A 26,389-nucleotide genomic window follows, 5' to 3' on the forward strand; every position below is an offset into this window, starting at 1 on the left:
CACTACCATTAAAATCAAAATATAAGTTTATTTTCTGTGCCTGAAAGTAACCTTTGTATATTTTCTCTGTGTTTAATAATAATAATGGCAGCCATTAAACAAGCAAATATATTAAAATAAAAGGTATGTCCAAAAACAGAAATAAATGAGACAACTGGAATAAGTCCAGTAGCACTAATTGTTCCTAAAGATACATACCGTGTCATAGCTACAATTAATATAAAAAAAGCAATGCATAAAAGAGCCAGAATCCAATTAACCATAAACAGCACAGACACTGCTGTTAATGCTCCCTTCCCCCCTCTAAATTTAAAAAATAAAGGCCAGTTATGCCCAATAACTGCTCCTAAACCTGCGACTAAAAGGCTTAAACTATCTTGAGCATCTCCCGTATAGAAGTAAACTTCAAAGAAAATTAGACCTATAAAACAAGCAATTATCCCTTTTAATACATCTCCGACAAGAACAAATACCGCAGCGGTTTTACCTAATACCCTCAACGTATTGGTTAGCCCCGCGCTTCTACTTCCACAACTCCTTATATCTTTCCCATATAATTTTCCAACAATGACAGCAGAGTTAAGGCTACCTAAAAAATAACCAGAGGCTAAAGAAGAAAATAGCAGTATGATATTAGTCATTACTTCCTCCTTATTAATTTTAGAATTTCAAATATAAGTCATACAAAAATTGACCATTTTATATTGGAAAAATTCACTGTTTTATACAACTTATATACCATTAATGAAACAATAAACAATTTCCTCTTCTAACTGACTTAATTTACGATTTAATTGAGCAGATAGCTCATTGACCAAATTCAGGCGGTTTCTTTGATATTTTTCTGTTAAATCACAAATTAACTTTAAAAGACCTAGATTGTAAAATTAAGCGAGACACATAAAATATTCTCATCAGATTAGGGCTTTAAGTGAAGGTCACCCTACCACCACCCTTGACCTTGTTTGTGTCCGTGGTGAGATGTAAACGACGGATGGTTGAAAAAATGCCTTAAGGCAACATCCGCATGAATAGCGTACCACGGACAATCCATTCTAAGCTCCGCTGGTGGGGCCCCGACCCCTTCCAGCGATTACTAAGAATGGGCACGGCGGTCAAGGGCAGGCAGCTAAAGCTGTGGTTAGTGTGATATTGTGACTTCAAAGAGATGCAATACAAAAAAGACATGCCATGATATACTCAATCAAAACCTACCAAAGTTAAGGAGAGTGTATCTGACATGTCCTATACCCATCTTACCAAAACAGAGATCATATTCATAGAGGAATATCTTGAATTTGGTCTATCAGGTCGAAAAATTGCTGAAAAATTAAAGCGTGGTCATGAAACTATATATCGTGTGATTCGCGAATTGAAAAACGGTCTAACTGCGATAGACATTCATTTGAACTATCAAGCGAACAAAGCTAAATGTGGTCGAAAAAGAACGCAGTTAACAGATGAAGAAAGAGCCTACATTGAAGAAAAAGCCCGTGACGGTTGGACGCCTGATGTCATCATCGGTCGGAATGAAAGACCTATTTCCTGTAGCATGCGTACGCTTTACCGTAAGTTTAAAAAAGGCGAATTTGATGTAAATACTTTACCTATGCAAGGCAAACGCAATCCAAATGGCTATAAAGAAAAAAGAGGGAAACAAAGCTTTAGACGCGGCATTCAAGACCGAGACAATGACCATCCGAACTACAAGAAAGAATTTGGTCACCTAGAAGGAGACACGATTGTTGGTCGCCACCATAAAAGTGCTGTCATCACATTGGTTGAGCGATTAACAAAATGTATCATTGCCATTAAGCCAGAGGGAAGAAGAGCTGCTAATGTTGAATCATCGCTTAATGACTGGCTCGCTCCACTGCCGAAACACTTGTTTAAATCGATTATTTTCGACTGTGGTAAAGAGTTTTCTAATTGGAAATCTATCAGTAATAAGCAAGATATTGATATTTATTTTGCAGATCCTGGAACCCCTTCACAAAGAGGATTGAATGAACATTCCAACGGTCTGCTTCGAAGAAATGGGCTACCAAAGGATATGGATTTCAACCCCATAACCCAAACGTATATTTCTGAAGTAGCACTTAGAAGAAACAATATTCCAAGAAAATCATTAGGTTACAAAACACCGATGGAGTGTTTCATGTCCCATGTCGATAAAGAATTTGATCAAAACATGTTGTCTCGCTTAATTTGACAAATCAAAAGATTTATATACCCCATAAATTCATCTTTAGTTAATGGAGTTTGATGTGAAAGTACATAAATTTCTGCATCAAACATTTCAATTTTTTCTATCACATTTCTAACATTATCAACCTTATATTGTGGTTGTTTCGTATATACACTCGGATATAAACAATCCCCTAAGAAAAGAACCTTTTCTTCCTCAACAAAAATAATTGAAGAATCATCAGAGTGATCGCCACCTACATGTTTAACTATACACCGGGTATCACCTAAATGCACCTCAAACTTTTCTTTAAAAGTAATATTAGGTAAGGTAATATTGATATTTCGGTTATCATCAAATTCTTTTTTTATCATTTCTGAACAAAACTGACTCTCTAAGCCTTTTTCTACACGATTATTTAAAGCGTCATCTGACCATTCATAATCCATAATTTTTTCAAGATGCTTTTTTGTTTTTTCATGTGCGATAGTTAACATATTCATTTTATTTGCTCCAAAGCTATGATCCCAATGCCAATGTGTTAACATAACAGAATGAAAATTATTTACCTGCTGTTGTTCTATCTCATTAAGAAATAATTTAGCATGTTCATCAGAGTTTCCAGTATCTACAATTAAAGTCTGCTGAGTTCCACATATAGCAGATAATATTGGTCGATCTGTTTTAGGGTCGTGAGGTAAATAGTAAATACGATCGGTTAGTTGTTTTAGGTTATTTGTCATTACTTTATCTCTCTCCCTTTGTTTTTATTAGTTTCTATAATCTTATTTAATGTATCAAGAATATTTTTCAATTCTGTTAAGCTTACTTTCGAGTAATATTTTCCTACCAATAATTCATCGATTTTTTCTAGAAGGATATGAAAATCTTTTCCTCTATCTAGCAATGATTACTTTTTGCATTACGCTGTTAATCAAGCACAAATTAGGCTTTAAAGGCACTTTATTGGAAATGCTGGATTGGATTCGCGACTGTTACGACAATAAGATGTCTATGTTTGTTTTGGAAATCTTTAAGGAACCTGAACGTTCATCCAGCGGGCGAAGGCGGCAAAAACATAGACAAATTTTTGAAGAAACCTTAGCCCAATACGAATTAGGAGATGCTTTGCACTTAGATGACCTAACATACGATCCAATGATTTAATGTATATAATATTCTAAAAATGGATGTTCGAGATTTATTTTCATGCAGTGCTAGTGTATATATTTACATTAATTCCCTAGTTTACTTGATCTTCTTATTCCATTAACTGCCTATTGAAGCGCAGCTGTTACTCTACAACTACGCCCATTTATGGAGTAAATATCTAACCTAATAATTCAAGCCACTCATGCTTTGGTTCATGAATTTTTATAGCTTGTCTAAGCCAGTTCTGCTGCTCAAATTTAAGATTATCCTTAATCGAGTAGGAGGGGGCGACTAACCCCCGACCTCTCACACCACCGTACGTACGGTTCCGTATACGGCGGTTTCATTTAAGTCCAACGCATCGTTTGATATCGTTTATGTAGACTCTTTAAGCCTAGGTTTGACCAGTATCGATCACCTAATGCTCTATGTAAGATCGGACTTTTAGCTATACGCCAATAAGCCTTTCTCGTGTTTGCCCACTCCCATGCTTTTCCTTTACTAATTCCAAGTTTTATTAAATTCTTGTATTTTGTTTTGACTTTCTTCCATTCTTTCCAGCGTATCATTCGCATCCTTCTTCGAATCCAGCTATCCAAAACTTCAAATATAGAGGGCGTCTCTGCTAGCTGATAGTAGCCTAGCCAACCTACTAAGTATCGATTTAGCTTTGCGATTCTATCCTGCATATTCATAGACTTCTTTCTTGAGGTTAGTTCTCTGACACGCTGTTTAAAGCGTTTGATACTTTCTTTAGAAACCCGAATCTTTGGGTTCTCTTTATGGAATGTGAAAGAAAATCCTAGGAATTTACGCTTCCATGGGCGGTCTACTGCACTTTTCTGTTCATTTACTTTTAATTTGAGTTTTCCTTCGATAAATGTAGTGATACTTTTCATCACTCGCGATCCCGCTCTCCTCGATTGAACATATATGTTACAGTCGTCCGCATAACGGACGAAATGGAGCCCCCTTCGCTCTAATTCTTTATCTAGCTCATCTAAAACGATGTTGGATAGCAACGGACTTAATGGTCCGCCTTGAGGGGCTCCTTCTGTGTTTGGTTGAACGATTCCGTCCTCCATAATGCCAGCTTGGAGATACCTACGTATAAGTTTAAGTACTCTCGGATCTTTGACCTTTTGGCTCAGTTTCCTCATTAATCGGTCGTGATGTACTTTATCAAAGAATTTCTCTAAATCCATGTCTATAACCCAGCGATAGCCATCTTTCATATAGCTTCTCGCTTTCCTAACCGCGTCATGTCCTCGTCTGTTTGGGCGAAAACCATAACTATGTTCAGAAAATGTTGCGTCATAGATGGTTGTTAGAACTTGTGCGATTGCTTGTTGGATGAAACGGTCTAGCACGGTAGGAATTCCTAGCTTCCTCACTCCGCCGTTTGGTTTCGGGATTTCGACACGGCGAACGGGTTGAGGATAGTAGGTACCTGATTCGAGTTGTTCTCGAACGGAAGCCCAGTGTTCCATGAGATGCGCTCGTAGGTTTTGTACGGGCATTTCATCCACACCGTGGCTTCCTTTGTTACGTTCGACACGTTTCAGTGCACATATTAAGTTTTCTCGTGATAGAATGCTTTCCAACATGATATCTAACTCCTACGTGAATGGCTCTTTCTTCTTGTGTGGCAATTTCTCTCAGCCCTTCTAGTGTCCCCCACGGGATTCACCGCTTCCTTCACTAGGAAGGTTTTCTTGTTTCTGCTTCATCAAGTATTGCGTACTCCGAAGCGACCATTCTTCTTCAATGATTCAGCCCTTCCTAGAAATATCTAGTACTACGGCTTCGGCTGACTTCTGACAGTTCAGCGAACACTTACATGTTCGGTTACGGCGTGTGCACCGCTTTTCTGTCAGATCTCCCGGGGTAAGCACACATTCTTCCTCTCCATATCCCCACTTCATTTACTCTGTGTACCCTTTGGCAGTAAGGACTTTGACTTGTTGTGCAGTCTCATCCAAGTACACCTAGCCTTCTATGAAGTTCGTGTTCCTAAGGGCGGAGATTTGCCGCCGACTTCCTTCAGATTCTGGGTCACCCCAGACACCCTTGTCTTAGGCTAACCACTACTACTGCCTTCGTGGTTCGGGACTCGAACCCTAGAGAATGTGTGCATGCCTGGCACACACAGATAAAAAATCCTTATGGTCTTTTTCTCTTGTGTTTCTCACCTTATATAATAAAACTATCCCTGGTTCCAAATAAGGTAAGCCTCCTTTAGAATACTTTATAGCTGATTGTAGAGGATAGGAAATTCTTAAATCCCTTCTAAACCTCCAATTATCAGCGTCAGACTCGTTTAAGAGAATTTCTAATTTCTGCTTATTCATATTATTTATGGCATGTATTTCATGAACAGGTAATTCTAAAAACTCGTTATTCCAAGATATAAATTCTCCTTTTACAACTTTTTTTAATTCCCAGTTATCAAAAACTTGCTTTAATTCAGTTTGATCTTCTCTAAATATACCAATCTCAATATCATGGTGATCTCTAGTTTCTTTTCCAAGAAAAATATCTATTGCCCAACCACCTGCAAAGAACCAATCTTTGTTGAAGTTTGACATTACAGTTTTTATGTACTTACATTGTTCAAATGGCATATAAATACCCCCTGATTAGAAATTATATTCCTCAAGCTTAGAGACAAAAAATTTATGAAGACTAATCTATATTAATGTTATTCCTGAAATGTCTATTGCGGTAGATATACTGTGTAGAATGTACTAACAAAATTATTCAGCATCTGCTATTGAGGATGTGTGAAATTCTTGGATGGACCTTCTCTCTTTATCATATCGTTCAGTTACATCCCCGTTAGTCAACCTATAAACAAGTTTTCTCAAAATGCCTGAGCGGGATAATTTGCTTCAATTTGAGTGATAATCCAATTACCTCGAAACATAAGCATAAGTTCTGTTGCTACGTTTTTCCATAACCTTTCCCGCTATATGTTGCAATGATAAAGAACTCATGAAAAGTATTAGGAAAGGATTTTGATTCACTTTCTACAAGAGCAAAGCCAATGTATTCATTCTCTAACTTAATAAAAAAAAGCGTGGAAATTGGGGTTTTCCCAATACCTATTTAAATTAAATTGATTAAACGTGCCGTCTTGTTCTAATCTAATTTCAGGGACAAACTTACTAAATTCATATATATATAGAATTGCATGAGGTTATGTAAAATGCTTTCTTTATCTTTAGTCACTTTTTCTAAATTCAACAATTTCTATCACCCTTGATCTAAATTACACTCTTTTCAGATTGAGCTTTTACTCCACTATCTAACCCTATTCTACAGTACTGGACGTAGTTCCTTGTTCCATAAGCGCGCCCGTTCGTATTGTTTAACACCAATCATTCATTATCAGCTTTTGATATTTCCAATATATGACTAGCTTTATGAATTCCTTCTACTTTTGAGAATCCACATTCTATATATAAATTAACTGCAGCTGGATTATCAGTAGATAGTAACCTTATTGTCCGAAAACTATCCCTTGCTTTATCAATTATTGTATTTAGAAGTTTCTTTCCTACACCAATACCTCTGTTTTTACGCAAAACATAAAGATGCCTTACTCTTCCTACATCGGAAAGATTAAGATAGGGGTCAATATTAAGACCCCCAATTCCAATAACCTCGTCATTAATTATTGCAACATAAAGTGCCTCTCCATTATTATCAAATTTGTTGCTCCCTAATGTATATTCATCAACTAATCTCTTTATAAATTTATAACCTTCAGATAAACTATCTTCTATTAGTAAATCTAACTTAGACTGTTCGAGCGATGTAACTCTTTCAATTATCATCATATTTTCCTCCTCGTCATATAGATTTACCAACCTTTAGTACGACGTTCTCGCATTTCCGATTTTAAAGTGGCTTTTTATACAAGTAACTCGATATTTTTATACAATAATAATCCTGCTCGGTGCTGATAACCCTTATGCAAGAATATGGCCTTTATACGCTATTTGGCTACATACCTTGTTAGTGAATAGCGCCCGATGGCAGTAAACACCTATGTTCTCACAGCCCCTAATTATTTATTATTTGAGATGTTTTTCAAACCAGTCGCACGCCCCGAGCTTCATACTGTAAGTAAACTGATGATTAACAAAAGGCATACTAAGTTTAAGTTTATCGGGATGTTCAGAATACAGCGGTGATAACTTCTTGTATAGTTCTAACGATTAAAAGTACGGCGAATCAATATCTTGGTCGCCATTAATAAAAAAATGGTTTTGGAAAAAAACCACTCAACTTGTCAAAGGGGTCTATCATTTGAAAGTATTCAGTTCTTTTTTCGACTTCTTTCACCTCATCTTGAATCTGTGTACTCCATTATTCATAGGTGGCAGTTGAGGTAATGGTATCGAGCCATGCTTTTGTGAATGATGGCTTACCCGCTATGGGAATAGCAACCTTTATATCAGGATTATTTGCCGATATATAAAATGAGGCATAGCCTCCCATTGAAAAACCTGATATACCAATTTTACTTGTATCAATTCTATCTTTATCCTTAAAATATTCAATTAAGTTCTCTATATCAATTGCCGATTGTTCAATAACTTCATGCATATGGACATACGTATCTAATCCAGTATCTGGTGGGAAAACATTAAAGAATTTTTTGTATTCATTTTCCTGCTTTCTTGCACCGTGTCCTTTACAATCTATGCTTACGTAATAAAAGCCTTTTTTTGCAAGCAATACCCAAAATCAATAGCTTGTTCACGATCTGCCCCATAACCATGAACAAAAAATACTAACGGACAATTATATAAGTTCTCTTGAAAAACACTTAAATTTGGAACTTCATTTGCTACACTTGTTTCCAAAATTATTTTCGTCATAAGTAATCCCCCAAAATCCCCATTTTCACAGATGGTTATTCCATTAAATGGCCCGATTGTTGAATTGTTTCATAATACTCTTATCAACCTTATTATATCAGAATAATTCGTAATTATTGCAATAAACTTTATTCTAAATAACTAACTTATATTTAAAGCCATAACCTATTTTTGTTACATGATAAAAATAGATTATGGCTGATATAGAATTATTTACCCGGAAATGAATAACCATTGAGTTTTCAATGTAAAGATATTGCCTAAATATCGAGTATATTAATCTTTTCAATAAATAATCAATGATTCTTTAATGTATTATCAAAACCTCGTATGTGCGTATTTATAGAACCGTTACTCAATTGTCGAGTTTTTTTCTACTTATCTATCAATATCAGCGCGCAGGACTCCGCTAATAAAATCCGATTTTTCCTCTCCAAGCCATCGGCGAAATATCGCAGTTTTATCTTTATAATATCGAATAGTATCCGATCTTAATCCTCGCTGTTTTGCGTCTGCCATAAATCGTTCCAAGGCATCATCAAAAGACCATGTTTCAAATTCTACCAGTTCTGTCGCCATATCTATTTCATACGGCAACTCATTTCTTCGCCTAATATATCCCATTAAAAAAGCGCTCTCCTCTGGTTAGTTTAAAGGAAAGCGTCTGTTCGTCCGTACGCGCGGGACTGGATATCGCACGTACTATGTTATATACAACGCAAAAAAACGACATCCCTACGAATAAATTCCGTAAGAATGTCGTCATATCGATCTTAATGATACCGGTGGTCGGGGTCGAACCGACACTCCCAAAAAGGGAACGGGATTTTGAGTCCCGCGCGTCTGCCAATTCCGCCACACCGGCATAGTATATTGGAGGCGGTAACCGGATTTGAACCGGTGATAAAGGTTTTGCAGACCTCTGCCTTACCACTTGGCTATACCGCCATCCTAAAAACAAAATTGGAGCGGAAGACGGGATTCGAACCCGCGACCCCCACCTTGGCAAGGTGGTGTTCTACCACTGAACTACTTCCGCTTCATGGCTGGGCCACCAGGATTCGAACCTGGGGTACACGGGATCAAAACCCGATGCCTTACCGCTTGGCTATGGCCCAATATACAAAAAGGGCGACCGGTGGGGATCGAACCCACGTGTGCCGGAGCCACAATCCGGTGCGTTAACCACTTCGCCACGGCCGCCATATGATTGGCAGGGGTAGTAGGAATCGAACCCACATCAAAGGTTTTGGAGACCTTCGTTTTACCATTAAACTATACCCCTAAATATGAAAATGGTGGAGGGGGAGAGATTCGAACTCCCGAACCCTGAGGGAGCGGATTTACAGTCCGCCGCGTTTAGCCACTTCGCTACCCCTCCACGATATGGAAACAAAAATGGTGGCTCGAGACGGAATCGAACCGCCGACACAGGGATTTTCAGTCCCTTGCTCTACCGACTGAGCTATCGAGCCATTTGTTTTATGTATGAAAGCAAAACTAGTTTAAAGTGGCGGTCCGGACGGGACTCGAACCCGCGACCTCCTGCGTGACAGGCAGGCATTCTAACCAACTGAACTACCGGACCAAAAAACTAACAAATATTGGTTGCGGGGACAGGATTTGAACCTGTGACCTTTGGGTTATGAGCCCAACGAGCTACCAGACTGCTCCACCCCGCGATATGAATGATATTTTCAAGAGCCTATAAAACAGTTTACTAAAACTAAATTAAAGTTTCAAGCATTTTCGAACTGGTGGAGGATGCAGGGCTCGAACCTGCGACCCCTTGCTTGTAAGGCAAGTGCTCTCCCAGCTGAGCTAATCCTCCTCAAATGGTGACCCGTACGGGATTCGAACCCGTGTTACCGCCGTGAAAGGGCGGTGTCTTAACCACTTGACCAACGGGCCAATTATGTATGTGACAGTTTATAGTGGCGGAGAGCGAGGGATTCGAACCCTCGAGGCCGCGGTAACGGCCTACACGATTTCCAATCGTGCTCCTTCGGCCACTCGGACAGCTCTCCATTGGCTCCACAGGTAGGATTCGAACCTACGACCGATCGGTTAACAGCCGATTGCTCTACCACTGAGCTACTGTGGAATAATACCAATTAGAATGACTATGCCTGGCGGCGTCCTACTCTTGCAGGGACAAAGTCCCAACTACCATCGGCGCTGGAGAGCTTAACTACTGTGTTCGGCATGGGAACAGGTGTGACCTCTCCGCCATTACTACCAGGCAAAGTTGCTATCTGTTATGTTGTGCTTCAAAGAGGCACAAATCTTATTATAATCGTTTTTGTGAAAAAATCAAGATCTTTGTTGAAAAAAGTCATTTTTTCCTTGTTACCTTGAAAACTAAATAAGAGATCATTCAACGTACATCTACCAAAAAGGTTAGTTAAGTCCTCGATCGATTAGTATTCGTCAGCTCCACGTGTCACCACGCTTCCACCTCGAACCTATCAACCTCATCATCTCTGAGGGATCTTACTCACTTATAGTGATGGGAAGTCTCATCTTGAGGGGGGCTTCATGCTTAGATGCTTTCAGCACTTATCCCTGCCACACGTAGCTACCCAGCTATGCTCCTGGCGGAACAACTGGTACACCAGCGGTGTGTCCATCCCGGTCCTCTCGTACTAAGGACAGCTCCTCTCAAACCTCCTGCGCCCACGACGGATAGGGACCGAACTGTCTCACGACGTTCTGAACCCAGCTCGCGTACCGCTTTAATGGGCGAACAGCCCAACCCTTGGGACCGACTACAGCCCCAGGATGCGATGAGCCGACATCGAGGTGCCAAACCTCCCCGTCGATGTGAACTCTTGGGGGAGATAAGCCTGTTATCCCCGGGGTAGCTTTTATCCGTTGAGCGATGGCCCTTCCATGCGGAACCACCGGATCACTAAGCCCGACTTTCGTCCCTGCTCGACTTGTAGGTCTCGCAGTCAAGCTCCCTTCTGCCTTTACACTCTACGAATGATTTCCAACCATTCTGAGGGAACCTTTGGGCGCCTCCGTTACCTTTTGGGAGGCGACCGCCCCAGTCAAACTGCCCGCCTGACACTGTCTCCGGACCGGATTACGGCCCTGGGTTAGAAGGTTCGTACAGCCAGGGTGGTATCCCACGGTTGCCTCCACGTAAGCTAGCGCTCACGCTTCGATGGCTCCCACCTATCCTGTACAAGCTGTACCAACATTCAATATCAGGCTACAGTAAAGCTCCACGGGGTCTTTCCGTCCTGTCGCGGGTAATGCGCATCTTCACGCATAGTATAATTTCACCGGGTCTCTCGTTGAGACAGTGCCCAAGTCGTTGCACCTTTCGTGCGGGTCGGAACTTACCCGACAAGGAATTTCGCTACCTTAGGACCGTTATAGTTACGGCCGCCGTTTACTGGGGCTTCGGTTCTACGCTTCGCACCGAAGTGCTAACGCTTCCCCTTAACCTTCCAGCACCGGGCAGGTGTCAGCCCCTATACTTCGCCTTTCGGCTTCGCAGAGACCTGTGTTTTTGCTAAACAGTCGCTTGGGCCTATTCACTGCGGCTCCTCCTTAAAGGAGCACCCCTTCTCCCGAAGTTACGGGGTCATTTTGCCGAGTTCCTTAACGAGAGTTCTCCCGCTCACCTTAGGATTCTCTCCTCGCCTACCTGTGTCGGTTTGCGGTACGGGCACCTATGAACTCACTAGAGGCTTTTCTTGGCAGTGTGAAATCCGGAACTTCGGTACTCTATTTCCCTCCCCATCACAGCTTGAAATTGTCGAACGGATTTGCCTATCCGACTTTCTCACTGCTTGGGCGCACACGTCCATCGGTGCGCATTCCTTATCCTACTGCGTCCCCCCATCGTTCAAACGTTCATGAGGTGGTACAGGAATATCTACCTGTTGTCCATCGCCTACGCCTTTCGGCCTCGGCTTAGGTCCCGACTAACCCTGAGAGGACGAGCCTTCCTCAGGAAACCTTAGGCATTCGGTGAAAGAGATTCTCACTCTTTTTTCGCTACTCATACCGGCATTCTCACTTCTAAGCGCTCCACCAGTCCTCACGATCTGACTTCACAGCACTTAGAACGCTCTCCTACCATTGTTCGTAAGAACAATCCGCAGCTTCGGTGATACGTTTAGCCCCGGTACATTTTCGGCGCAGAGTCACTCGACCAGTGAGCTATTACGCACTCTTTAAATGGTGGCTGCTTCTAAGCCAACATCCTGGTTGTCTGGGCAACTCCACATCCTTTTCCACTTAACGTATACTTTGGGACCTTAGCTGGCGGTCTGGGCTGTTTCCCTTTCGACTATGAACCTTATCACCCATAGTCTGACTCCCAAGGATAAGTAGCTGGCATTCGGAGTTTGACTGAATTCGGTAACCCGATGAGGGCCCCTAGTTCAATCAGTGCTCTACCTCCAGTACTCTTTCCTTGAGGCTAGCCCTAAAGCTATTTCGGAGAGAACCAGCTATCTCCGTGTTCGATTGGCATTTCACCCCTACCCACACCTCATCCCCGCATTTTTCAACATACGTGGGTTCGGGCCTCCAGTCAGTGTTACCTGACCTTCACCCTGGACATGGGTAGATCACACGGTTTCGGGTCTACGACCGCATACTATATTCGCCCTATTCAGACTCGCTTTCGCTACGGCTCCGTGTCTTCCACTTAACCTTGCATACGATCGTAACTCGCCGGTCCATTCTACAAAAGGTACGCCGTCACCCATTAACGGGCTTCGACTACTTGTAGGCACACGGTTTCAGGTTCTATTTCACTCCCCTTCCGGGGTGCTTTTCACCTTTCCCTCACGGTACTGGTTCACTATCGGTCACTAGGGAGTATTTAGCCTTGGGAGATGGTCCTCCCGGATTCCGACGGAATTCCTCGTGTTCCGCCGTACTCAGGATCCACTCCGGAGGAGATTCTTTTTCGATTACAGGGCTGTTACCTTCTTTGGCCGACCTTTCCAGATCGCTTCATCTAAAGAATCTCTTGATAACTCCAATGGAGTGTCCTACAACCCCAGAAGGCAAGCCTTCTGGTTTGGGCTAATTCCGTTTCGCTCGCCGCTACTTGGGAAATCGCGTTTGCTTTCTCTTCCTCCGGGTACTGAGATGTTTCAGTTCCCCGGGTATGCCTCTTCTACCCTATGAATTCAGATAGAAGTACTGCTCCATTACGAGCAGCGGGTTCCCCCATTCGGAAATTCCTGGATCGATGTCTACTTACGACTCCCCAGGACATATCGGTGTTAGTCCCGTCCTTCTTCGGCTCCTAGTGCCAAGGCATCCACCGTGCGCCCTTATTCACTTAACTAATCTTACAAATTTATCTATGAATAAGCATATTGCTTTTCAGCTTTTGGTTTTCTAGCTTCAGCTCATAGCGATTAGCATGACTTCCTTCCTCTTCGTACGATAAGTCAACATCGATTCACTTACGTTCATCGTGTTTCCTTTATCTCCTACGAGTCAGTCCAGTCTGTACATCGCTAAACATTCGCTTCCGCTTTTGGTTTGATGTCGTTGTTACTCTTATTTAGTTTTCAAGGTACAAGCTTCCACAGGATGTGGTGACTTCTGTGTTCGTCACAGGACGTGACGGGTTTTAACAGAAGATCCTTCTATCTCATCCTTGAGAGACAAGCATTTACTCTCTCAAAACTGAACCAAACAACCGAGTATGTCTTCCGTATAATAGTCTAGCTCCAGCGTTCAGCGACTAGTGCAACTTCCTTCCCCTCCGTACGATAAGTCAACAATCGATTCACTTACGTTCATCGTGTTTCCTTTATCTCCTTTGGGTCAGTCCAGTTCATACGTCGCTAACCAAACGCTTCCGCCTTCTATATTTCCTTAGAAAGGAGGTGATCCAGCCGCACCTTCCGATACGGCTACCTTGTTACGACTTCACCCCAATCATTGGTCCCACCTTCGGCGGCTGGCTCCAAAAGGTTACCTCACCGACTTCGGGTGTTACCAACTCTCGTGGTGTGACGGGCGGTGTGTACAAGACCCGGGAACGTATTCACCGCGGCATGCTGATCCGCGATTACTAGCGATTCCGGCTTCATGCAGGCGAGTTGCAGCCTGCAATCCGAACTGAGAATGGTTTTATGGGATTTGCTTGGCCTCGCGGCTTCGCTACCCTTTGTTCCATCCATTGTAGCACGTGTGTAGCCCAGGTCATAAGGGGCATGATGATTTGACGTCATCCCCACCTTCCTCCGGTTTGTCACCGGCAGTCACCTTAGAGTGCCCAACTAAATGCTGGCAACTAAGATCAAGGGTTGCGCTCGTTGCGGGACTTAACCCAACATCTCACGACACGAGCTGACGACAACCATGCACCACCTGTCACTCTGTCCCCGAAGGGAATGCCCTATCTCTAGGGGTGTCAGAGGATGTCAAGACCTGGTAAGGTTCTTCGCGTTGCTTCGAATTAAACCACATGCTCCACCGCTTGTGCGGGTCCCCGTCAATTCTTTTGAGTTTCAGCCTTGCGGCCGTACTCCCCAGGCGGAGTGCTTAATGCGTTAACTTCAGCACTAAGGGGCGGAAACCCCCTAACACCTAGCACTCATCGTTTACGGCGTGGACTACCAGGGTATCTAATCCTGTTCGCTACCCACGCTTTCGCACCTCAGCGTCAGTTACAGACCAGAGAGTCGCCTTCGCCACTGGTGTTCCTCCACATCTCTACGCATTTCACCGCTACACGTGGAATTCCACTCTCCTCTTCTGTACTCAAGTCCTCCAGTTTCCAATGGCCCTCCACGGTTAAGCCGTGGGCTTTCACATCAGACTTAAAGGACCGCCTGCGCGCGCTTTACGCCCAATAATTCCGGACAACGCTTGCCCCCTACGTATTACCGCGGCTGCTGGCACGTAGTTAGCCGGGGCTTTCTGGTTAGGTACCGTCAAGGTGCCAGCCTATTTGAATGGCACTTGTTCTTCCCTAACAACAGAGTTTTACGATCCGAAAACCTTCATCACTCACGCGGCGTTGCTCCGTCAGACTTTCGTCCATTGCGGAAGATTCCCTACTGCTGCCTCCCGTAGGAGTCTGGGCCGTGTCTCAGTCCCAGTGTGGCCGATCACCCTCTCAGGTCGGCTACGCATCGTTGCCTTGGTGAGCCTTTACCTCACCAACTAGCTAATGCGCCGCGGGCCCATCTGTAAGTGACAGCATATGCCGCCTTTTAACATTGCGTCATGCGACGCTTTGTTTCATCCGGTATTAGCCCCGGTTTCCCGGAGTTATCCCAGTCTTACAGGTAGGTTGCCCACGTGTTACTCACCCGTCCGCCGCTCGTTCCACAAGCGTCACTCCCGAAGGAGATCTGCTTGCTTCCCGCGCTCGACTTGCATGTATTAGGCACGCCGCCAGCGTTCGTCCTGAGCCAAGATCAAACTCTCCATAAAAGTTTGTGATGATGAACACCGTTCTTCATCATTCTTAGCTGCTGAGATTTCTCTCAGTTTATTTCTTAAGAAAAAACAGGGTTTGTTTTTTCCTTGACATACTGGTTGTTTTGTTCAGTTTTCAAAGAGCAAATTTGTTAGTTCGTCTTTTTTGACGCAACTTCTTAAGTTTACCATTTTTCAAAAACCTTGTCAACAACTTTTTTAAAAAGTTTTTTGTGACTTATTTATTCAAAATGGCGACTTAATTAACTTAACACATTTCTATAAGATATGTCAATAAGTTTTTTCGAACATTTTTACCGCTAATTTCCAACGCAATTTTTGCGACGCTTATAACTGTACCATGTGTTAATTTTAAAGTCAATCCTTTTTTATATTTTTTTGCTAAAACAATCCTTTCTCTTATACTATGAAAATTTAAATATTGCGATGGGAATTTGAAGTTCTGATACAAATGAGCAGTTCTCTTTCTTTCTTTGAAATAGAGTAGTAATCTTTAACCTTTTCCTTTTCGAAATCTGAAGTGCCTTTTCATATGAAAACGTCTTAGAGTTTAATTATATTAAAAGTTCATTTCCTTACATCACTAGTGCAACAAATTTAATACGTATAAAAGATGTTCTTAATTTATACTTCATTTCATTGCAAATAAGCAAAATAGAAGGGGGCTTGTTGAACACAATTATGACGAACCTCTTGCTCATTACCCCAAAATAACCGTTTGAAAAACATTGGAAATAATTGGTTCATCTCCAACTCTTTATCGTGGAAGCCCGATTTTTTTATGCTATAAACCTTTAAGCTTTTATGATTTACTTACTATAGTATAAAAAATCGTTCCACTATTTACTTACCATATATTTTCTATGATACACTCCTTCGCCTTTTGTTTGCTCTGTAGCAGTTATTAGCATATTTTTATCAACAAGGTACGTTATAATCGCTGATAAGTCTAGAGAATAAGGCTGAAGCTTAGGCAAAGCTTTTAATTCACCATAGTACCATTCGTTTTTTGTGTGCATCATGTCTAACAAATGCTTTACAGCCATATTTGCTCTTGCTTTAATGACATAATCCATAGCGATTAACATTAACTGTACTCTCTTCTTCAGTTCTTCTTTACTTTCTATAAATTCTTCGTATAGTTTATAAACTTCAATATCAATTTGTTTTACCTGGCTCCAAACAGTTACTTCCGGATAATACCCTTTTTCAATAACAGCCAATCTAGCCAAATAATGAAGTGAATATAAAATTTTACTATTCGTATCCATATATTCACCCGCTTCAAATAACTCTTTAGCTTCATTGTAGCTTTTTATAAGCTTACCAAACTCCATGATTTTACGTAAATTTCGTTTATCATCTGGAAAGCTTTGCAACGTAGCTTTTAAATTATTAAAAAATTCATTTCGGTCAAAAATGATTCTACCATAAATTATCCACTCCACTGCATTCCGGTAACCGCTCGTATCTATCCATTCCATTAATAGTTCTTCCGTTACTATATGAAGCGCACACGTTTTATCCGCAAATTCATAGTGTTTCACATTCCAAGTTTTTTCAGCTTCTTGAACAATGATAAGTAAAACGACATCGAAATTATCCGTTATTGGGCTATCAGGCTTCGTTTTTTCCAATATTAAAATTCCTAATACATCAGAATTGCTAGCATGGTGTTGATAAATTGATCGCAAGTATTGTTCCATTACTTTTCCTCCATTTGTTTACAGATATGAACTTAAATCGACATAGAATGTCATTTATATGTACATTTACTTGCATAAATTGTCGTATTATATTACATTCGCTGTAAAAGGTTCGATTCCCTCTTTTATTAGTCAAATTCTTTCCTAGTCTTATTTGTTTTTAAGTAGTCTTCTTAGGAATGGATTATAAAAGGGTTCAGGGAAGTGCATGATTTTTTCAGCTCATTACTCGGTAATAGACAACGCAAAATGCGAATTGAATTATCAAATCTTTTTCATATAATATATGCTATACTACTTATGAAGGGGTTAAGGGGGGACATCATGGCTCAAATCGTATATTCAAGCAAAATAAACAAAATTAGATCCTTTGCATTGATTCTTATATTTGCTGGAATTCTTCTTATGTATGGTGGCATACTAACCAAAAAAATTCCGTGGCTTATGGTTACATTCTTCATACTAGGGGTTATAATGGTCGTCTTAAGTTGTGTAGTTTACCTTTGGATAGGGACTTTATCGCTAAAAGCAGTGCCGATTATTTGTCCAAGCTGCGAAAAACCAACAAAGATGCTTGGCCGCGTTGACGCCTGTATGCATTGTAAACAACCATTGACACTGGATAAAGAATTAGAAGGTAAAGAATTTGATGAAAAATACAATACAAGGCGCTATTGGAAAGCAATGAAAAAAGAGGAAAGTTCTATAAAAAAATAACCATTCCCGCGTCAGCCTATTTAGATGGTTATTGGGTATGAATATTGTTTCTTAAAGCACATTTTATATTCGGAATACAAACACACACGCATTGCATTCTAATTAAAGTTTAGAAGAACTTGGCTTAGTGCTATATTTATAGTGAAATACGCACTGTCATTTCCTGTAGTTGTAAAAAAGTCTCGATCGCTAAATGCAATCGAGACTTTTTTACATTCATTATCCACTTTTTTGTTTGTTTTTTTCTTCTTTTTGGCATTCTTCACATTCACCATACAATTCCATGCGATGATGACTGACTTTAAATCCAGTTACCTGCTCAGCTAATGCCTCGACTTCATCCAACGAAGGATAATGAAAGTCAACAATTTTTCCACATGAGTTACAAATAATATGGTAATGATCTGAAGTATTACAATCAAACCTGCTTGAAGAGTCGCCATATGTTAATTCTCTAACGAGGCCTACTTCACGCAATACACGTAAATTATTGTAAACCGTTGCGACACTCATATTAGGAAACTTACCCTCAAGAGCTTTATAAATATCATCAGCTGTAGGATGAACCATCGAATTGAGTAAGTACTCAAGAACCGCATGTCGTTGTGGAGTGATACGGACGCCTGATGCTTTTAATGTGCTTATAGCCTCTTGCAATCTGTTTTCAGACACCCTCATCCACCTCACTTTCAGTAGTTTATACAAAAATAATTCTATTCTTAAATTATAATCTTTATAAATAGTTTAAGCCCTACAACCGCGTTCTGTCAATCATAGCCCCTTAAAATAATTGTTTGCGTAGAATTTCTATTAACAAGTAATCATATTATAATTATTTTACCCCGCACAGATTAATTACATGCATACACACATTTACCTACATTCTCATATTAGAAAAACTTGGCTTATCAAATTTTTACGGAAGCAGCTGTAGTTTTTCTTGTTACTATAAAAATTAAAACTTCATACTTTCCTATAATACACATTTCTAGGTATTATCTTAAGAAGGCTGCTTACGCTATTATTCTGCTACAAAAATCATGTAGTGTGCAAAGTTCTTTCTTCTCCTTCAAGCAATTGGTTCATGTATCTCGCTGCAACAAATAAATAATCCGATAAGCGATTCAGAAAAGTAAGGCTTAATGGATTGACGTTTTCTATCCCTACAGCTAGACGTTCTGCTCTTCGCGATACTGTTCTAGCGACATGCAAGGCCGAAGAGGCTGGTACTCCAGATGGCAAAATAAAATTTTTTAACGGCTCTAACTGCTTATCCCAATTATCAATTTGCTTTTCCAATGTTTCAATATGCTTCTCGGTTAATTTCCAAGGGACTTCTTTATCTAATGGTGTAGCTAGCTCTGAACCAACATGAAACAACAATGTTTGCACACGGGAAAGTTCTTCGATAACAAACTCTTTTTCTTTAAACGTACTCTCTTGTTGCAAATAACTAATAGCTAAACCAATCATCGAATTTGCCTCGTCACAAGTTCCATAAGCTTCAACGCGAAGATCATTTTTATTCACGCGCTCACCATATATAAGCGATGTTTTTCCTTTATCTCCAGAACGTGTATATATTCGCATATGTATCCTACCCTCCTAATTTATCAGTTTTTATCATCCTTTATGCTTTTAAATTATAAAAGAATTTAACACTTTAACATAGAAATAAGAGTTCTTTTTCCCTAGTATGCTATTAAAAATTTATCGTCTTATAACCGTTTTTAAAAACTTGTTCCTAATACGAAAATTTAAATTTTTTCGTTATAAAGACTTAGCTTATTACCCATGATGACAATAAATTGAATGTATCGCTACCTTTCTTCATTGTTTGTTAAAATATCAGGCTTATTCCTAATTCTTTAAAAACACTTAAAGTTTCCCTATACCGTAAAGAACAAAGGCGCAAGCGCCCGGTTAGCAACGTAGCGACTGGAGCGAACCAATGATGACTTATCGTAGGGCGATTCGTGAAGTCGCCTAGTTGCTGGGCGGCGGAGCCGGGCGTGGCTAAATAACTTAGTAAGTTTATCCAGCTGCAAAATTTTTATAATTTCCTAGACTATAAAAAAGCAGATAGTCAAAATCGACTATCTGCCCTTAAAACGACGGATTAAAAGTAAGTGCATATGAGAGCTAAGAGCACTTCCGTTTGTTTGCCTTTAGTTATAAAGATAGTAAAGTTCTATGAGAGGCCACTTGTTACATATTTACTGCAATTGCTCGCGAATAAATGACAGCGCCTCTTCTACATGCCCCTTCACTTTTACTTTACGGAATTCCTTCTGTAACACGCCTTCTTTATCTATAATAAACGTGGAGCGTTCTATACCATAATATTCTCGGCCAAAGTTTTTCTTTAGTTTCCAAACACCAAATTGTTCTGCCACTTGTTTTTCTTCATCAGCCAATAACATAAATGGCAAGTCATGCTTATCAATAAACTTCTGATGCGATGCAACAGGATCAGGACTAACACCAATAATCACCGCATCAAGATCTTCAAAGCTCTCATGCGCATCTCTAAAATCACAAGCTTCTGTTGTACAGCCTGGTGTCATATCTTTTGGATAAAAATATAAAACGATATATTTTCCTTTATAATCAGATAAACGAACTAATTCTCCAGCTTGATTTGGTAGAGAAAAATCCGCTACTTTTTCTCCTACTTGTACAGTCATCGTTATCCCTCCATCCAATAGTTGCGTTTCTACTATATCATATATTCGCCTACTTATTCACTGATTCCTGCTCTGATCTTGGTATTGCACTAATCTTAACACAAAAGCAGTAGGTAATATATAACCAATTAAGGCCTGCATGAGGGCGATAATTTTCCCAATACCAACAGGCGTTATATCACCATATCCGATTGTTAGCATTGTTACTCCACTAAAATAAACAGCCTGTCCAAGAGCGTCAAGTATACTCACTTGTCTCAATGCTCCATTTTCTACAAGTACGATATCTTGCATGGACAGCACAAAATAAATGAGTCCAAATCCAACGATAACTACTGCATAAATGACCAATAGCATATAGAAAAGTTCCAAAGAAAAACCGCTTCTTCGTATATAAGTCTGCATTTTCCCTACATGGATAAAATCAATGAAGCTCCTACCCATAACAAAAGTGACAGCAATGATTAGTAACCACGCTAACATAGCACACCCTCTCCAATTGCATAGTATTATTAGTTTATGCAAAGGATTAGACATGGTTGTCAATACTTTTAGTAAAACGTGGCTTCCCAAGAACAATTGATGACGACTTCTATCGTTTATCGTTTTCCATAAGACAGACTATAGAAATTCCAAAACCGTTTTTTCAAATAAAGTGCCCCTATAAAAAGAGTACAGTTCAAATTGTAAAAGAGATAGAGTAAAATAGGATGTAAGCTTTTATATAGTAGTAGTGACTTAAAGATGGAATGTATTAGTTTTTATGAACTAATGAACTAATTGTTTTAACCTAAAATACATGAATTTGTTCGAGCATTAACCATTTACTTGTGGCACAGCGGAGGATTGTTGGTGGGTTAGCTATAAAGTAGAAAAGGAAGGTGAATCCAATGAAGAAAATTTATCTTATAGAAGATGACAAAAAAATTGCTGACTTATTAAAAGATTATCTAGAAAAATACGAATACGACATACAGCTTGTTCAAGAATTCGACCGTATTGTAGAAGAGTTTCAAGTCTTTGAACCACATTTAATATTACTTGATATTAATCTTCCTAGCTATGATGGGTTTTATTGGTGCCGAAAAATCCGCAGTATATCTAATTGTCCAATTATATTTATTTCCGCACGTGATTCAGGTATGGATCAGGTGATGGCAATAGAAAACGGTGGCGATGACTATATTACCAAGCCATTTAACTTTGATGTGGTTCAGGCAAAAATAAAAGGAATTATGCGTAGAATCTATGGAGAATACGCCTCAAGTACACCTATAGACTTGTTAGAGATTCGTGATTTATGCTTACATTTAACTGCAATGGAAGTTAGTCTTAACGGGCATAAAGCTATTTTAACAAAAAATGAATTTATTCTACTTAAAGCATTTATGGAGAATGTAAATCACGTATTATCACGAACCTTCTTATTGGAAATGCTATGGGATGACGAACATTTTGTGGATGACAACACGTTATCCGTTAATATTACGCGCGTACGTAAAAAGCTTGAAGATATTGGTGTACACCAAAGTATTCAAACCGTTCGTGGTGCCGGATACAAAATGATCGATACGTGGAGTGAACAATAATGAAAGATTTTCTCAAAGATAGTGTCCCAACCATACTTTTCTTTTACACACAGTTAATTGTTTTCATCCTCATCGTTCAGCTATTTTATGGTATTAAAGCTGTACCAATGGACTGGGATTTGATTATCTATTTATTTATTTTATTAACATTTGGATTACTCCTATTTCTGGCCTATCGTTATTACCGATTACGTGATTATTACGTGACAATCCATCATGATAAGGATAATGCAACGTGGCTACCAGATCCGCCAACACAATTACTTTTAAATATTAAGCAGCAACATGATGCACAAACAAACCGCTACGCCGAAGAAATCGAGCGGTTGAAAGAACAAAAACAAATGGAGTTTCATTTCATTCAACAATGGGTGCATCAAATGAAGACACCTGTTTCTGTCATGCATCTAACTTTGCAAAAAGAAAAATTACAGTTGTCCCAAAATTTCTTGCACAGTATGCACGAAGAATTAGAGCGTATGCAACAAGGTTTAGATTTAGCCTTATACCAATCTCGATTGCAAAAGTTTGATCGTGATTTTCAAGTACAACAAATTGTATTAAGAGATTTAGTTAAAGATATTATTCAAGAATTTAAATCTAGCTTTATTCGTAACCAAGTGTATCCTGAACTTACCATTGAAGAAAAATACGTGGTAACAACCGATTCTAAATGGCTCCGTTTTGTAATTAGTCAAGCTGTTTCCAATGCCATCAAATATTCGAAAGACGAAGTAGCCAAAATATATTTTTGTACAAGTTTATCCGACGATCATAAACTGGTATTGCAAATCACCGATACTGGCTACGGAATTCCGCGTGAAGACATCAACAGAGTTTTTGATCCCTTTTTCACCGGGAAAAATGGGAGGAAATTTAGAGAATCAACAGGAATGGGTCTATATTTATCTAAACAAATTTGTACAGAACTTGGACACGAGTTAACCATTGCATCTGAAGAAGGAAAAGGAACTACCGTGTCCATCCATTTTAGTCATCGTTAGGCTTACAACCTTGTAAGCTTAACCATTACTGTTTGAAAGAAAAATCAATAGGATATATGGCTCCTGTATCATAGAATTATGATGAATAGATTCGTTTGGTTATAAACACGTTTGAAGTAAAAACTATATAACCTAACTTTTTAAACATAGTATAAAATCGCTACCAAATAGGGATGTGCACATATGCCGTTACTACAAGCAGAAAATTTATCCAAAACGTACGGTAGCAAACGTGGAATTTCGTACGAAGCTTTGCACCAATTTACGCTTACTGTACAACAAGGAGAATTCATAGGTATTATGGGACCTTCAGGAAGTGGCAAGACGACCTTGCTAAACTTACTGTCGACCATTGATAAACCGAGTTCGGGAAAAATTATTATTCATGGAGAAGATGTCACTTCTTTCTCTCATCACAAATTGGCGAAATTTAGAAGAAAAGAAATGGGGTTTGTTTTTCAAGACTTTAATTTATTGGAAACATTAACTATTGGAGAAAATATTTTGCTCCCTTTAACATTAAATAAAGTAAAAGTGAAAGAGATGACACCAAAATTACATATCATTTCTAAACAATTAGGCATTGAAAATATTTTAGAAAAACGCATTATGGAAGTATCTGGTGGTCAAATGCAACGAGCGGCCATCGCTAGAGCGCTTATTCATAATCCTTCCATTATATTTGCTGATGAACCAACTGGTAATTTAGATTCTAAAGCGTCACTACAAGTAATGAATACGCTAAGTCACTTGCAAAAGCATTATGAAACAGCAACACTAATGGTAACGCATGACCCGTTTGCTGCAAGTTTTTGCCAAAAAGTCATTTTCATTAAAGATGGAAAATTGTATAACGAAATACATCAAGGTGACAATCGGCAAACTTTTTTTGAAGCAATCTTAAACATGCAGTCATTATTGGGAGGAAACATCCATGACCTTCAGACAGTTCACTTTTAATAATGTCAAACGTAATACACGTGCATATTTAAGTTATTTTCTAAGTTGTATGTTTGCTGTCATCGTCTTTTTTATGTATGCCGTAGTTATCTTCCACCCTGAAATAGCAACATACGACTTTATTGATGCCGTAAAAACGGGCATCGTTGCTTCTGAAGTCATTATTTATTTGTTTTCTTTTTTATTTGTACTATATTCAACGTCTGCCTTTATTAAATCACGCAAGAAAGAATATGGTATTTTAACAACGTTAGGAATTAGTAAATTCCAATTAAATCGAATGCTCATTTTGGAAAATACAATTATCGGTGTAGCCTCTATTGTTGCAGGAATATTAGTAGGAGCTTTATTCACGAAGCTTTTCTTAATGATATTTTCTGTCATTTTAGGAACAGGGGAAGTGTTTTCCTTTTATTTATCCTGGAAGGCAATTGCTATCACTGTGATACTGTTCTTTTTTATGTTTGAAATCAATTCGCTGCTTGTTGTACTTACATTGCGAACAAAATCGATTATGGAAGTATTTCGTGGCGCTCAAGCACCAAGGAAAAAACCGCGTTTTTCTTGGATTATAAGCGTACTAGCGTTAGCTGCTGTAACTTATTCCTATTATTTAGCATATACTGCTGACCTTATATCTATGATGTATCGAATGTTTATTATTTTAGCATTAATTATTCCAGGGACATATTTTTTATTTACGCAATTTAGTATCGCTTTAACTAGTTTTTTACAACGCAGAAAAAACATTTTTTACAAGCGACTAAACTTATTAATTATTTCCGACTTAACATATAAATTAAAAGATAACGCTAAGTTACTCTCTATGGTAACTATATTAAGCGCCGTTGCTTTTACATCTTCCGGAGTATTGTACGGGCTATTCCAAGCAGCGGAAGAAGAAAGCGAACGTTTCGTACCGCATGATTACTCTCTGCTTACAGAAGGGGAAGAAAATAAAGCGGAATTGGATGAAACTATAAAAGAAGTGGAATCTTTTTTTCATGAATCAGAAATACCCTTTCAATCCTTAGCCATCCCTGCTGTAAAAACGTCGTCTGTCTCGAATAAATCTGAGTGGGACAATGTGGAAGTAATTGTATTTGGTTTCTCCGATTACAATAAAATGATGGATGTAAATCAACAAAAAAAACTAGAAACTTTACAACATAATGAGGCCATATTACTTACGGAAGCTGTGTTTAGCCCATATATCCCACCTCCACCAAAAAAATTACGATTTATTCCTGAAAAAGGACAAATCGAACTGAAAATAAAGCTGGGTAAAAATACGACGAATGCTACCGCATTAGGTGGAAGTGCACTAGTTGTATCAGATGCTACATTTGACAAATTTCAAAAACACGGGGAAAAAGCTTTTTATTATACGGCAAATATACCTAATTGGGTACAGTACGTCGAGAAAATAGAACAAGCAGAAGTTGCTGCTTCCAATGATACTATCCGTGCAGGCTCTAGAGCAGACTTATATACAAGTTTCAATGAATCGATGTCGTATTTGTTCTTTTTTGGGATTTTTATTAGTGTGCTATTTTTTCTAGCCGCTGGATCGATTCTTTATTTCCGTATGTATCAAGGCATTGATAAGGACATTGCTCATTACTATTCCCTTTATCGTATTGGCTTAACAAATAAAGAAATGAAGAAAATTGCAACGAGGCAAATTGCCTTTCTATTTTTTCTACCATTTTTCGTAGCCGTTATTCATGCTGCTTTTGCCTATAAAGCATTACAAAATATGCTTGTATCATCTGTGCTCATACCTAGTATGTATATTATTTCATTTTATTTTATTGTGCACTTTATCAATTTTATTTTTATTCGTAATTTCTACCTTTCTAGACTTAAAAAAGCGGCACGCTCTTCTGCTTTATAACAGCACACTAATCTGATAAGCTATAAAATAGGTGATTAACTTACTTTTTACAACAGGAGCTAAAGGGCTCAGGTGAATACACCATGTTTTCAAAGTTTTACAAGCAAGGCATGATTCCAGTTTTCAACAAGTTTGCAAGGTACGTATTGCAAATTTAGGTAATTGG

19 protein-coding genes, 14 tRNA genes and 3 rRNA genes are annotated in these 26,389 nt (G+C 39.3%); 6 read left to right on the forward strand and 30 right to left on the reverse strand.

What is annotated here, in order from left to right; genetic code table 11:
- Window positions 1–14: 14 nt before the first annotated feature.
- The gene (plsY, locus tag D9780_RS12930; RefSeq protein ID WP_121640382.1) at window positions 15–641 is read right to left on the reverse strand and encodes a glycerol-3-phosphate 1-O-acyltransferase PlsY; all 627 of its coding nucleotides are present in this window, start codon (window positions 639–641) and stop codon (window positions 15–17) included.
- 599 nt (window positions 642–1,240) lie between these two features.
- On the opposite strand from plsY, the gene D9780_RS12935 reads away from it, so the two are divergent.
- Window positions 1,241–2,212 (forward strand): IS30 family transposase, encoded by a 972-nt coding sequence (locus D9780_RS12935; RefSeq protein WP_121639266.1) that lies wholly within the window; start codon window positions 1,241–1,243, stop codon window positions 2,210–2,212.
- Here the strand turns inward: D9780_RS12935 and D9780_RS12940 are convergent.
- The 25 genes from D9780_RS12940 to D9780_RS13070 form a co-directional block, all read right to left on the reverse strand.
- Window positions 2,185–2,931 (reverse strand): MBL fold metallo-hydrolase, encoded by a 747-nt coding sequence (locus D9780_RS12940; RefSeq protein WP_121640383.1) that lies wholly within the window; start codon window positions 2,929–2,931, stop codon window positions 2,185–2,187. The two genes, D9780_RS12935 and D9780_RS12940, sit on opposite strands and share 28 nt — an antisense overlap.
- A 756-nt stretch (window positions 2,932–3,687) precedes the next feature.
- Window positions 3,688–4,950 carry a group II intron reverse transcriptase/maturase gene (ltrA, locus tag D9780_RS12950; protein WP_121638889.1) on the reverse strand — a complete coding sequence of 421 codons (1,263 nt, stop codon included), beginning with the start codon at window positions 4,948–4,950 and terminating at the stop codon, window positions 3,688–3,690.
- 510 nt (window positions 4,951–5,460) lie between these two features.
- Window positions 5,461–5,964: a nucleotidyltransferase domain-containing protein gene (locus tag D9780_RS12955; RefSeq protein WP_121640385.1), complete on the reverse strand. Its 504-nt coding sequence runs from the start codon at window positions 5,962–5,964 to the stop codon at window positions 5,461–5,463.
- Window positions 5,965–6,720: 756 nt separating this feature from the next.
- Window positions 6,721–7,182, reverse strand: a complete 462-nt coding sequence (locus tag D9780_RS12965; RefSeq protein WP_121640386.1) for a GNAT family N-acetyltransferase — start codon at window positions 7,180–7,182, stop codon at window positions 6,721–6,723.
- A 532-nt stretch (window positions 7,183–7,714) separates the two neighbouring features.
- The gene (locus D9780_RS21435; protein WP_240458690.1) at window positions 7,715–8,086 is read right to left on the reverse strand and encodes an alpha/beta hydrolase family protein; all 372 of its coding nucleotides are present in this window, start codon (window positions 8,084–8,086) and stop codon (window positions 7,715–7,717) included.
- Window positions 8,056–8,229 carry a hypothetical protein gene (locus tag D9780_RS21440; protein WP_240458691.1) on the reverse strand — a complete coding sequence of 58 codons (174 nt, stop codon included), beginning with the start codon at window positions 8,227–8,229 and terminating at the stop codon, window positions 8,056–8,058. The genes D9780_RS21435 and D9780_RS21440 overlap by 31 nt, the downstream gene beginning before the upstream one ends.
- Window positions 8,230–8,607: 378 nt before the next feature.
- Window positions 8,608–8,853, reverse strand: coding sequence for a hypothetical protein (locus tag D9780_RS12975; protein WP_121640387.1), 246 nt, complete (start codon window positions 8,851–8,853; stop codon window positions 8,608–8,610).
- A 156-nt stretch (window positions 8,854–9,009) separates the two neighbouring features.
- Window positions 9,010–9,094, reverse strand: a tRNA-Leu gene (locus D9780_RS12980).
- A gap of 9 nt (window positions 9,095–9,103) precedes the next feature.
- Window positions 9,104–9,177: transfer RNA gene (locus D9780_RS12985), tRNA-Cys, on the reverse strand.
- A gap of 16 nt (window positions 9,178–9,193) precedes the next feature.
- Window positions 9,194–9,268: transfer RNA gene (locus D9780_RS12990), tRNA-Gly, on the reverse strand.
- A gap of 4 nt (window positions 9,269–9,272) precedes the next feature.
- Window positions 9,273–9,347: transfer RNA gene (locus D9780_RS12995), tRNA-Gln, on the reverse strand.
- Between the two features lie 12 nt (window positions 9,348–9,359).
- A tRNA-His gene (locus D9780_RS13000) sits at window positions 9,360–9,432 on the reverse strand.
- Between the two features lie 8 nt (window positions 9,433–9,440).
- Window positions 9,441–9,514: transfer RNA gene (locus D9780_RS13005), tRNA-Trp, on the reverse strand.
- Window positions 9,515–9,525: 11 nt separating this feature from the next.
- Window positions 9,526–9,610: transfer RNA gene (locus D9780_RS13010), tRNA-Tyr, on the reverse strand.
- Between the two features lie 18 nt (window positions 9,611–9,628).
- Window positions 9,629–9,704: transfer RNA gene (locus tag D9780_RS13015), tRNA-Phe, on the reverse strand.
- 36 nt (window positions 9,705–9,740) lie between these two features.
- A tRNA-Asp gene (locus D9780_RS13020) sits at window positions 9,741–9,817 on the reverse strand.
- Between the two features lie 17 nt (window positions 9,818–9,834).
- Window positions 9,835–9,911 (reverse strand) — tRNA-Met (locus D9780_RS13025).
- A 73-nt stretch (window positions 9,912–9,984) separates the two neighbouring features.
- Window positions 9,985–10,060 (reverse strand) — tRNA-Val (locus D9780_RS13030).
- A 5-nt stretch (window positions 10,061–10,065) separates the two neighbouring features.
- Window positions 10,066–10,140: transfer RNA gene (locus D9780_RS13035), tRNA-Glu, on the reverse strand.
- A 24-nt stretch (window positions 10,141–10,164) separates the two neighbouring features.
- A tRNA-Ser gene (locus D9780_RS13040) sits at window positions 10,165–10,256 on the reverse strand.
- Between the two features lie 2 nt (window positions 10,257–10,258).
- Window positions 10,259–10,333, reverse strand: a tRNA-Asn gene (locus tag D9780_RS13045).
- 23 nt (window positions 10,334–10,356) lie between these two features.
- Window positions 10,357–10,472, reverse strand: a 5S ribosomal RNA gene (gene rrf, locus D9780_RS13050).
- A 157-nt stretch (window positions 10,473–10,629) separates the two neighbouring features.
- Window positions 10,630–13,549 (reverse strand): 23S ribosomal RNA (locus D9780_RS13055).
- Window positions 13,550–14,092: 543 nt separating this feature from the next.
- Window positions 14,093–15,657, reverse strand: a 16S ribosomal RNA gene (locus D9780_RS13060).
- Together the 16S, 23S and 5S rRNA genes with 14 tRNA genes alongside form the textbook arrangement of a ribosomal RNA operon.
- A gap of 845 nt (window positions 15,658–16,502) precedes the next feature.
- Entirely contained in the window at window positions 16,503–17,369 is an 867-nt protein-coding gene (locus tag D9780_RS13070) for a nucleotidyltransferase-like protein (protein WP_073011420.1), read from the reverse strand.
- A gap of 324 nt (window positions 17,370–17,693) precedes the next feature.
- On the opposite strand from D9780_RS13070, the gene D9780_RS13075 reads away from it, so the two are divergent.
- On the forward strand, window positions 17,694–18,086 hold the full coding sequence (locus D9780_RS13075) for a YgzB family protein (RefSeq protein WP_073011419.1): 393 nt from the start codon (window positions 17,694–17,696) through the stop codon (window positions 18,084–18,086).
- Between the two features lie 219 nt (window positions 18,087–18,305).
- Here the strand turns inward: D9780_RS13075 and perR are convergent, their stop codons facing one another.
- From perR to D9780_RS13095, 4 genes are all read right to left on the reverse strand, one after another.
- Complete coding sequence (perR, locus tag D9780_RS13080; RefSeq protein WP_073011417.1) at window positions 18,306–18,764, reverse strand: peroxide-responsive transcriptional repressor PerR; 459 nt, start codon at window positions 18,762–18,764, stop codon at window positions 18,306–18,308.
- A 360-nt stretch (window positions 18,765–19,124) separates the two neighbouring features.
- Window positions 19,125–19,676 (reverse strand): cob(I)yrinic acid a,c-diamide adenosyltransferase, encoded by a 552-nt coding sequence (locus D9780_RS13085; protein ID WP_116277724.1) that lies wholly within the window; start codon window positions 19,674–19,676, stop codon window positions 19,125–19,127.
- A 626-nt stretch (window positions 19,677–20,302) separates the two neighbouring features.
- Window positions 20,303–20,773, reverse strand: coding sequence for a thioredoxin-dependent thiol peroxidase (gene bcp, locus D9780_RS13090; protein ID WP_121640389.1), 471 nt, complete (start codon window positions 20,771–20,773; stop codon window positions 20,303–20,305).
- Window positions 20,774–20,830: 57 nt separating this feature from the next.
- A complete protein-coding gene (locus D9780_RS13095) occupies window positions 20,831–21,256 on the reverse strand; it encodes a potassium channel family protein (protein ID WP_121640390.1) in 426 nt (141 codons plus the stop codon).
- Window positions 21,257–21,663: 407 nt separating this feature from the next.
- Between D9780_RS13095 and D9780_RS13100 the strand changes: the two genes are divergently transcribed.
- The 4 genes from D9780_RS13100 (at window position 21,664) to D9780_RS13115 (ending at window position 26,223) form a co-directional block, all read left to right on the forward strand.
- A complete protein-coding gene (locus D9780_RS13100) occupies window positions 21,664–22,362 on the forward strand; it encodes a response regulator transcription factor (RefSeq protein ID WP_073011408.1) in 699 nt (232 codons plus the stop codon).
- Window positions 22,362–23,366, forward strand: coding sequence for a sensor histidine kinase (locus D9780_RS13105; RefSeq protein WP_240458692.1), 1,005 nt, complete (start codon window positions 22,362–22,364; stop codon window positions 23,364–23,366). Before D9780_RS13100 ends, D9780_RS13105 begins: the two co-directional genes overlap by 1 nt.
- A gap of 183 nt (window positions 23,367–23,549) precedes the next feature.
- Complete coding sequence (locus D9780_RS13110) at window positions 23,550–24,326, forward strand: ABC transporter ATP-binding protein (protein WP_077702770.1); 777 nt, start codon at window positions 23,550–23,552, stop codon at window positions 24,324–24,326.
- Window positions 24,301–26,223, forward strand: a complete 1,923-nt coding sequence (locus tag D9780_RS13115; protein ID WP_121640391.1) for an FtsX-like permease family protein — start codon at window positions 24,301–24,303, stop codon at window positions 26,221–26,223. The genes D9780_RS13110 and D9780_RS13115 overlap by 26 nt, the downstream gene beginning before the upstream one ends.
- Window positions 26,224–26,389: the final 166 nt, after the last annotated feature.

This window comes from Virgibacillus sp. Bac330 (assembly GCF_003667845.1).
GTDB lineage: Bacteria > Bacillota > Bacilli > Bacillales > Amphibacillaceae > Virgibacillus > Virgibacillus chiguensis.

Excerpts from the sequence above, each read along its gene's own strand:
- D9780_RS13105 (WP_240458692.1), top strand. The coding sequence starts at position 22,362 with ATGAAAGATTTTCTCAAAGATAGTGTCCCAACCATACTTTTCTTTTAC.
- D9780_RS12935 (WP_121639266.1), top strand. The coding sequence starts at position 1,241 with ATGTCCTATACCCATCTTACCAAAACAGAGATCATATTCATAGAGGAA.
- D9780_RS13075 (WP_073011419.1), top strand. The coding sequence starts at position 17,694 with ATGGCTCAAATCGTATATTCAAGCAAAATAAACAAAATTAGATCCTTT.
- D9780_RS12975 (WP_121640387.1), bottom strand. The coding sequence starts at position 8,853 with ATGGGATATATTAGGCGAAGAAATGAGTTGCCGTATGAAATAGATATG.
- D9780_RS12940 (WP_121640383.1), bottom strand. The coding sequence starts at position 2,931 with ATGACAAATAACCTAAAACAACTAACCGATCGTATTTACTATTTACCT.
- D9780_RS12955 (WP_121640385.1), bottom strand. The coding sequence starts at position 5,964 with ATGCCATTTGAACAATGTAAGTACATAAAAACTGTAATGTCAAACTTC.
- perR (WP_073011417.1), bottom strand. The coding sequence starts at position 18,764 with ATGAGGGTGTCTGAAAACAGATTGCAAGAGGCTATAAGCACATTAAAA.
- D9780_RS13095 (WP_121640390.1), bottom strand. The coding sequence starts at position 21,256 with ATGTTAGCGTGGTTACTAATCATTGCTGTCACTTTTGTTATGGGTAGG.
- D9780_RS13100 (WP_073011408.1), top strand. The coding sequence starts at position 21,664 with ATGAAGAAAATTTATCTTATAGAAGATGACAAAAAAATTGCTGACTTA.
- D9780_RS13115 (WP_121640391.1), top strand. The coding sequence starts at position 24,301 with ATGACCTTCAGACAGTTCACTTTTAATAATGTCAAACGTAATACACGT.
- D9780_RS13110 (WP_077702770.1), top strand. The coding sequence starts at position 23,550 with ATGCCGTTACTACAAGCAGAAAATTTATCCAAAACGTACGGTAGCAAA.
- plsY (WP_121640382.1), bottom strand. The coding sequence starts at position 641 with ATGACTAATATCATACTGCTATTTTCTTCTTTAGCCTCTGGTTATTTT.
- D9780_RS21440 (WP_240458691.1), bottom strand. The coding sequence starts at position 8,229 with ATGACGAAAATAATTTTGGAAACAAGTGTAGCAAATGAAGTTCCAAAT.
- D9780_RS13085 (WP_116277724.1), bottom strand. The coding sequence starts at position 19,676 with ATGCGAATATATACACGTTCTGGAGATAAAGGAAAAACATCGCTTATA.
- D9780_RS12965 (WP_121640386.1), bottom strand. The coding sequence starts at position 7,182 with ATGATGATAATTGAAAGAGTTACATCGCTCGAACAGTCTAAGTTAGAT.
- D9780_RS13070 (WP_073011420.1), bottom strand. The coding sequence starts at position 17,369 with ATGGAACAATACTTGCGATCAATTTATCAACACCATGCTAGCAATTCT.
- bcp (WP_121640389.1), bottom strand. The coding sequence starts at position 20,773 with ATGACTGTACAAGTAGGAGAAAAAGTAGCGGATTTTTCTCTACCAAAT.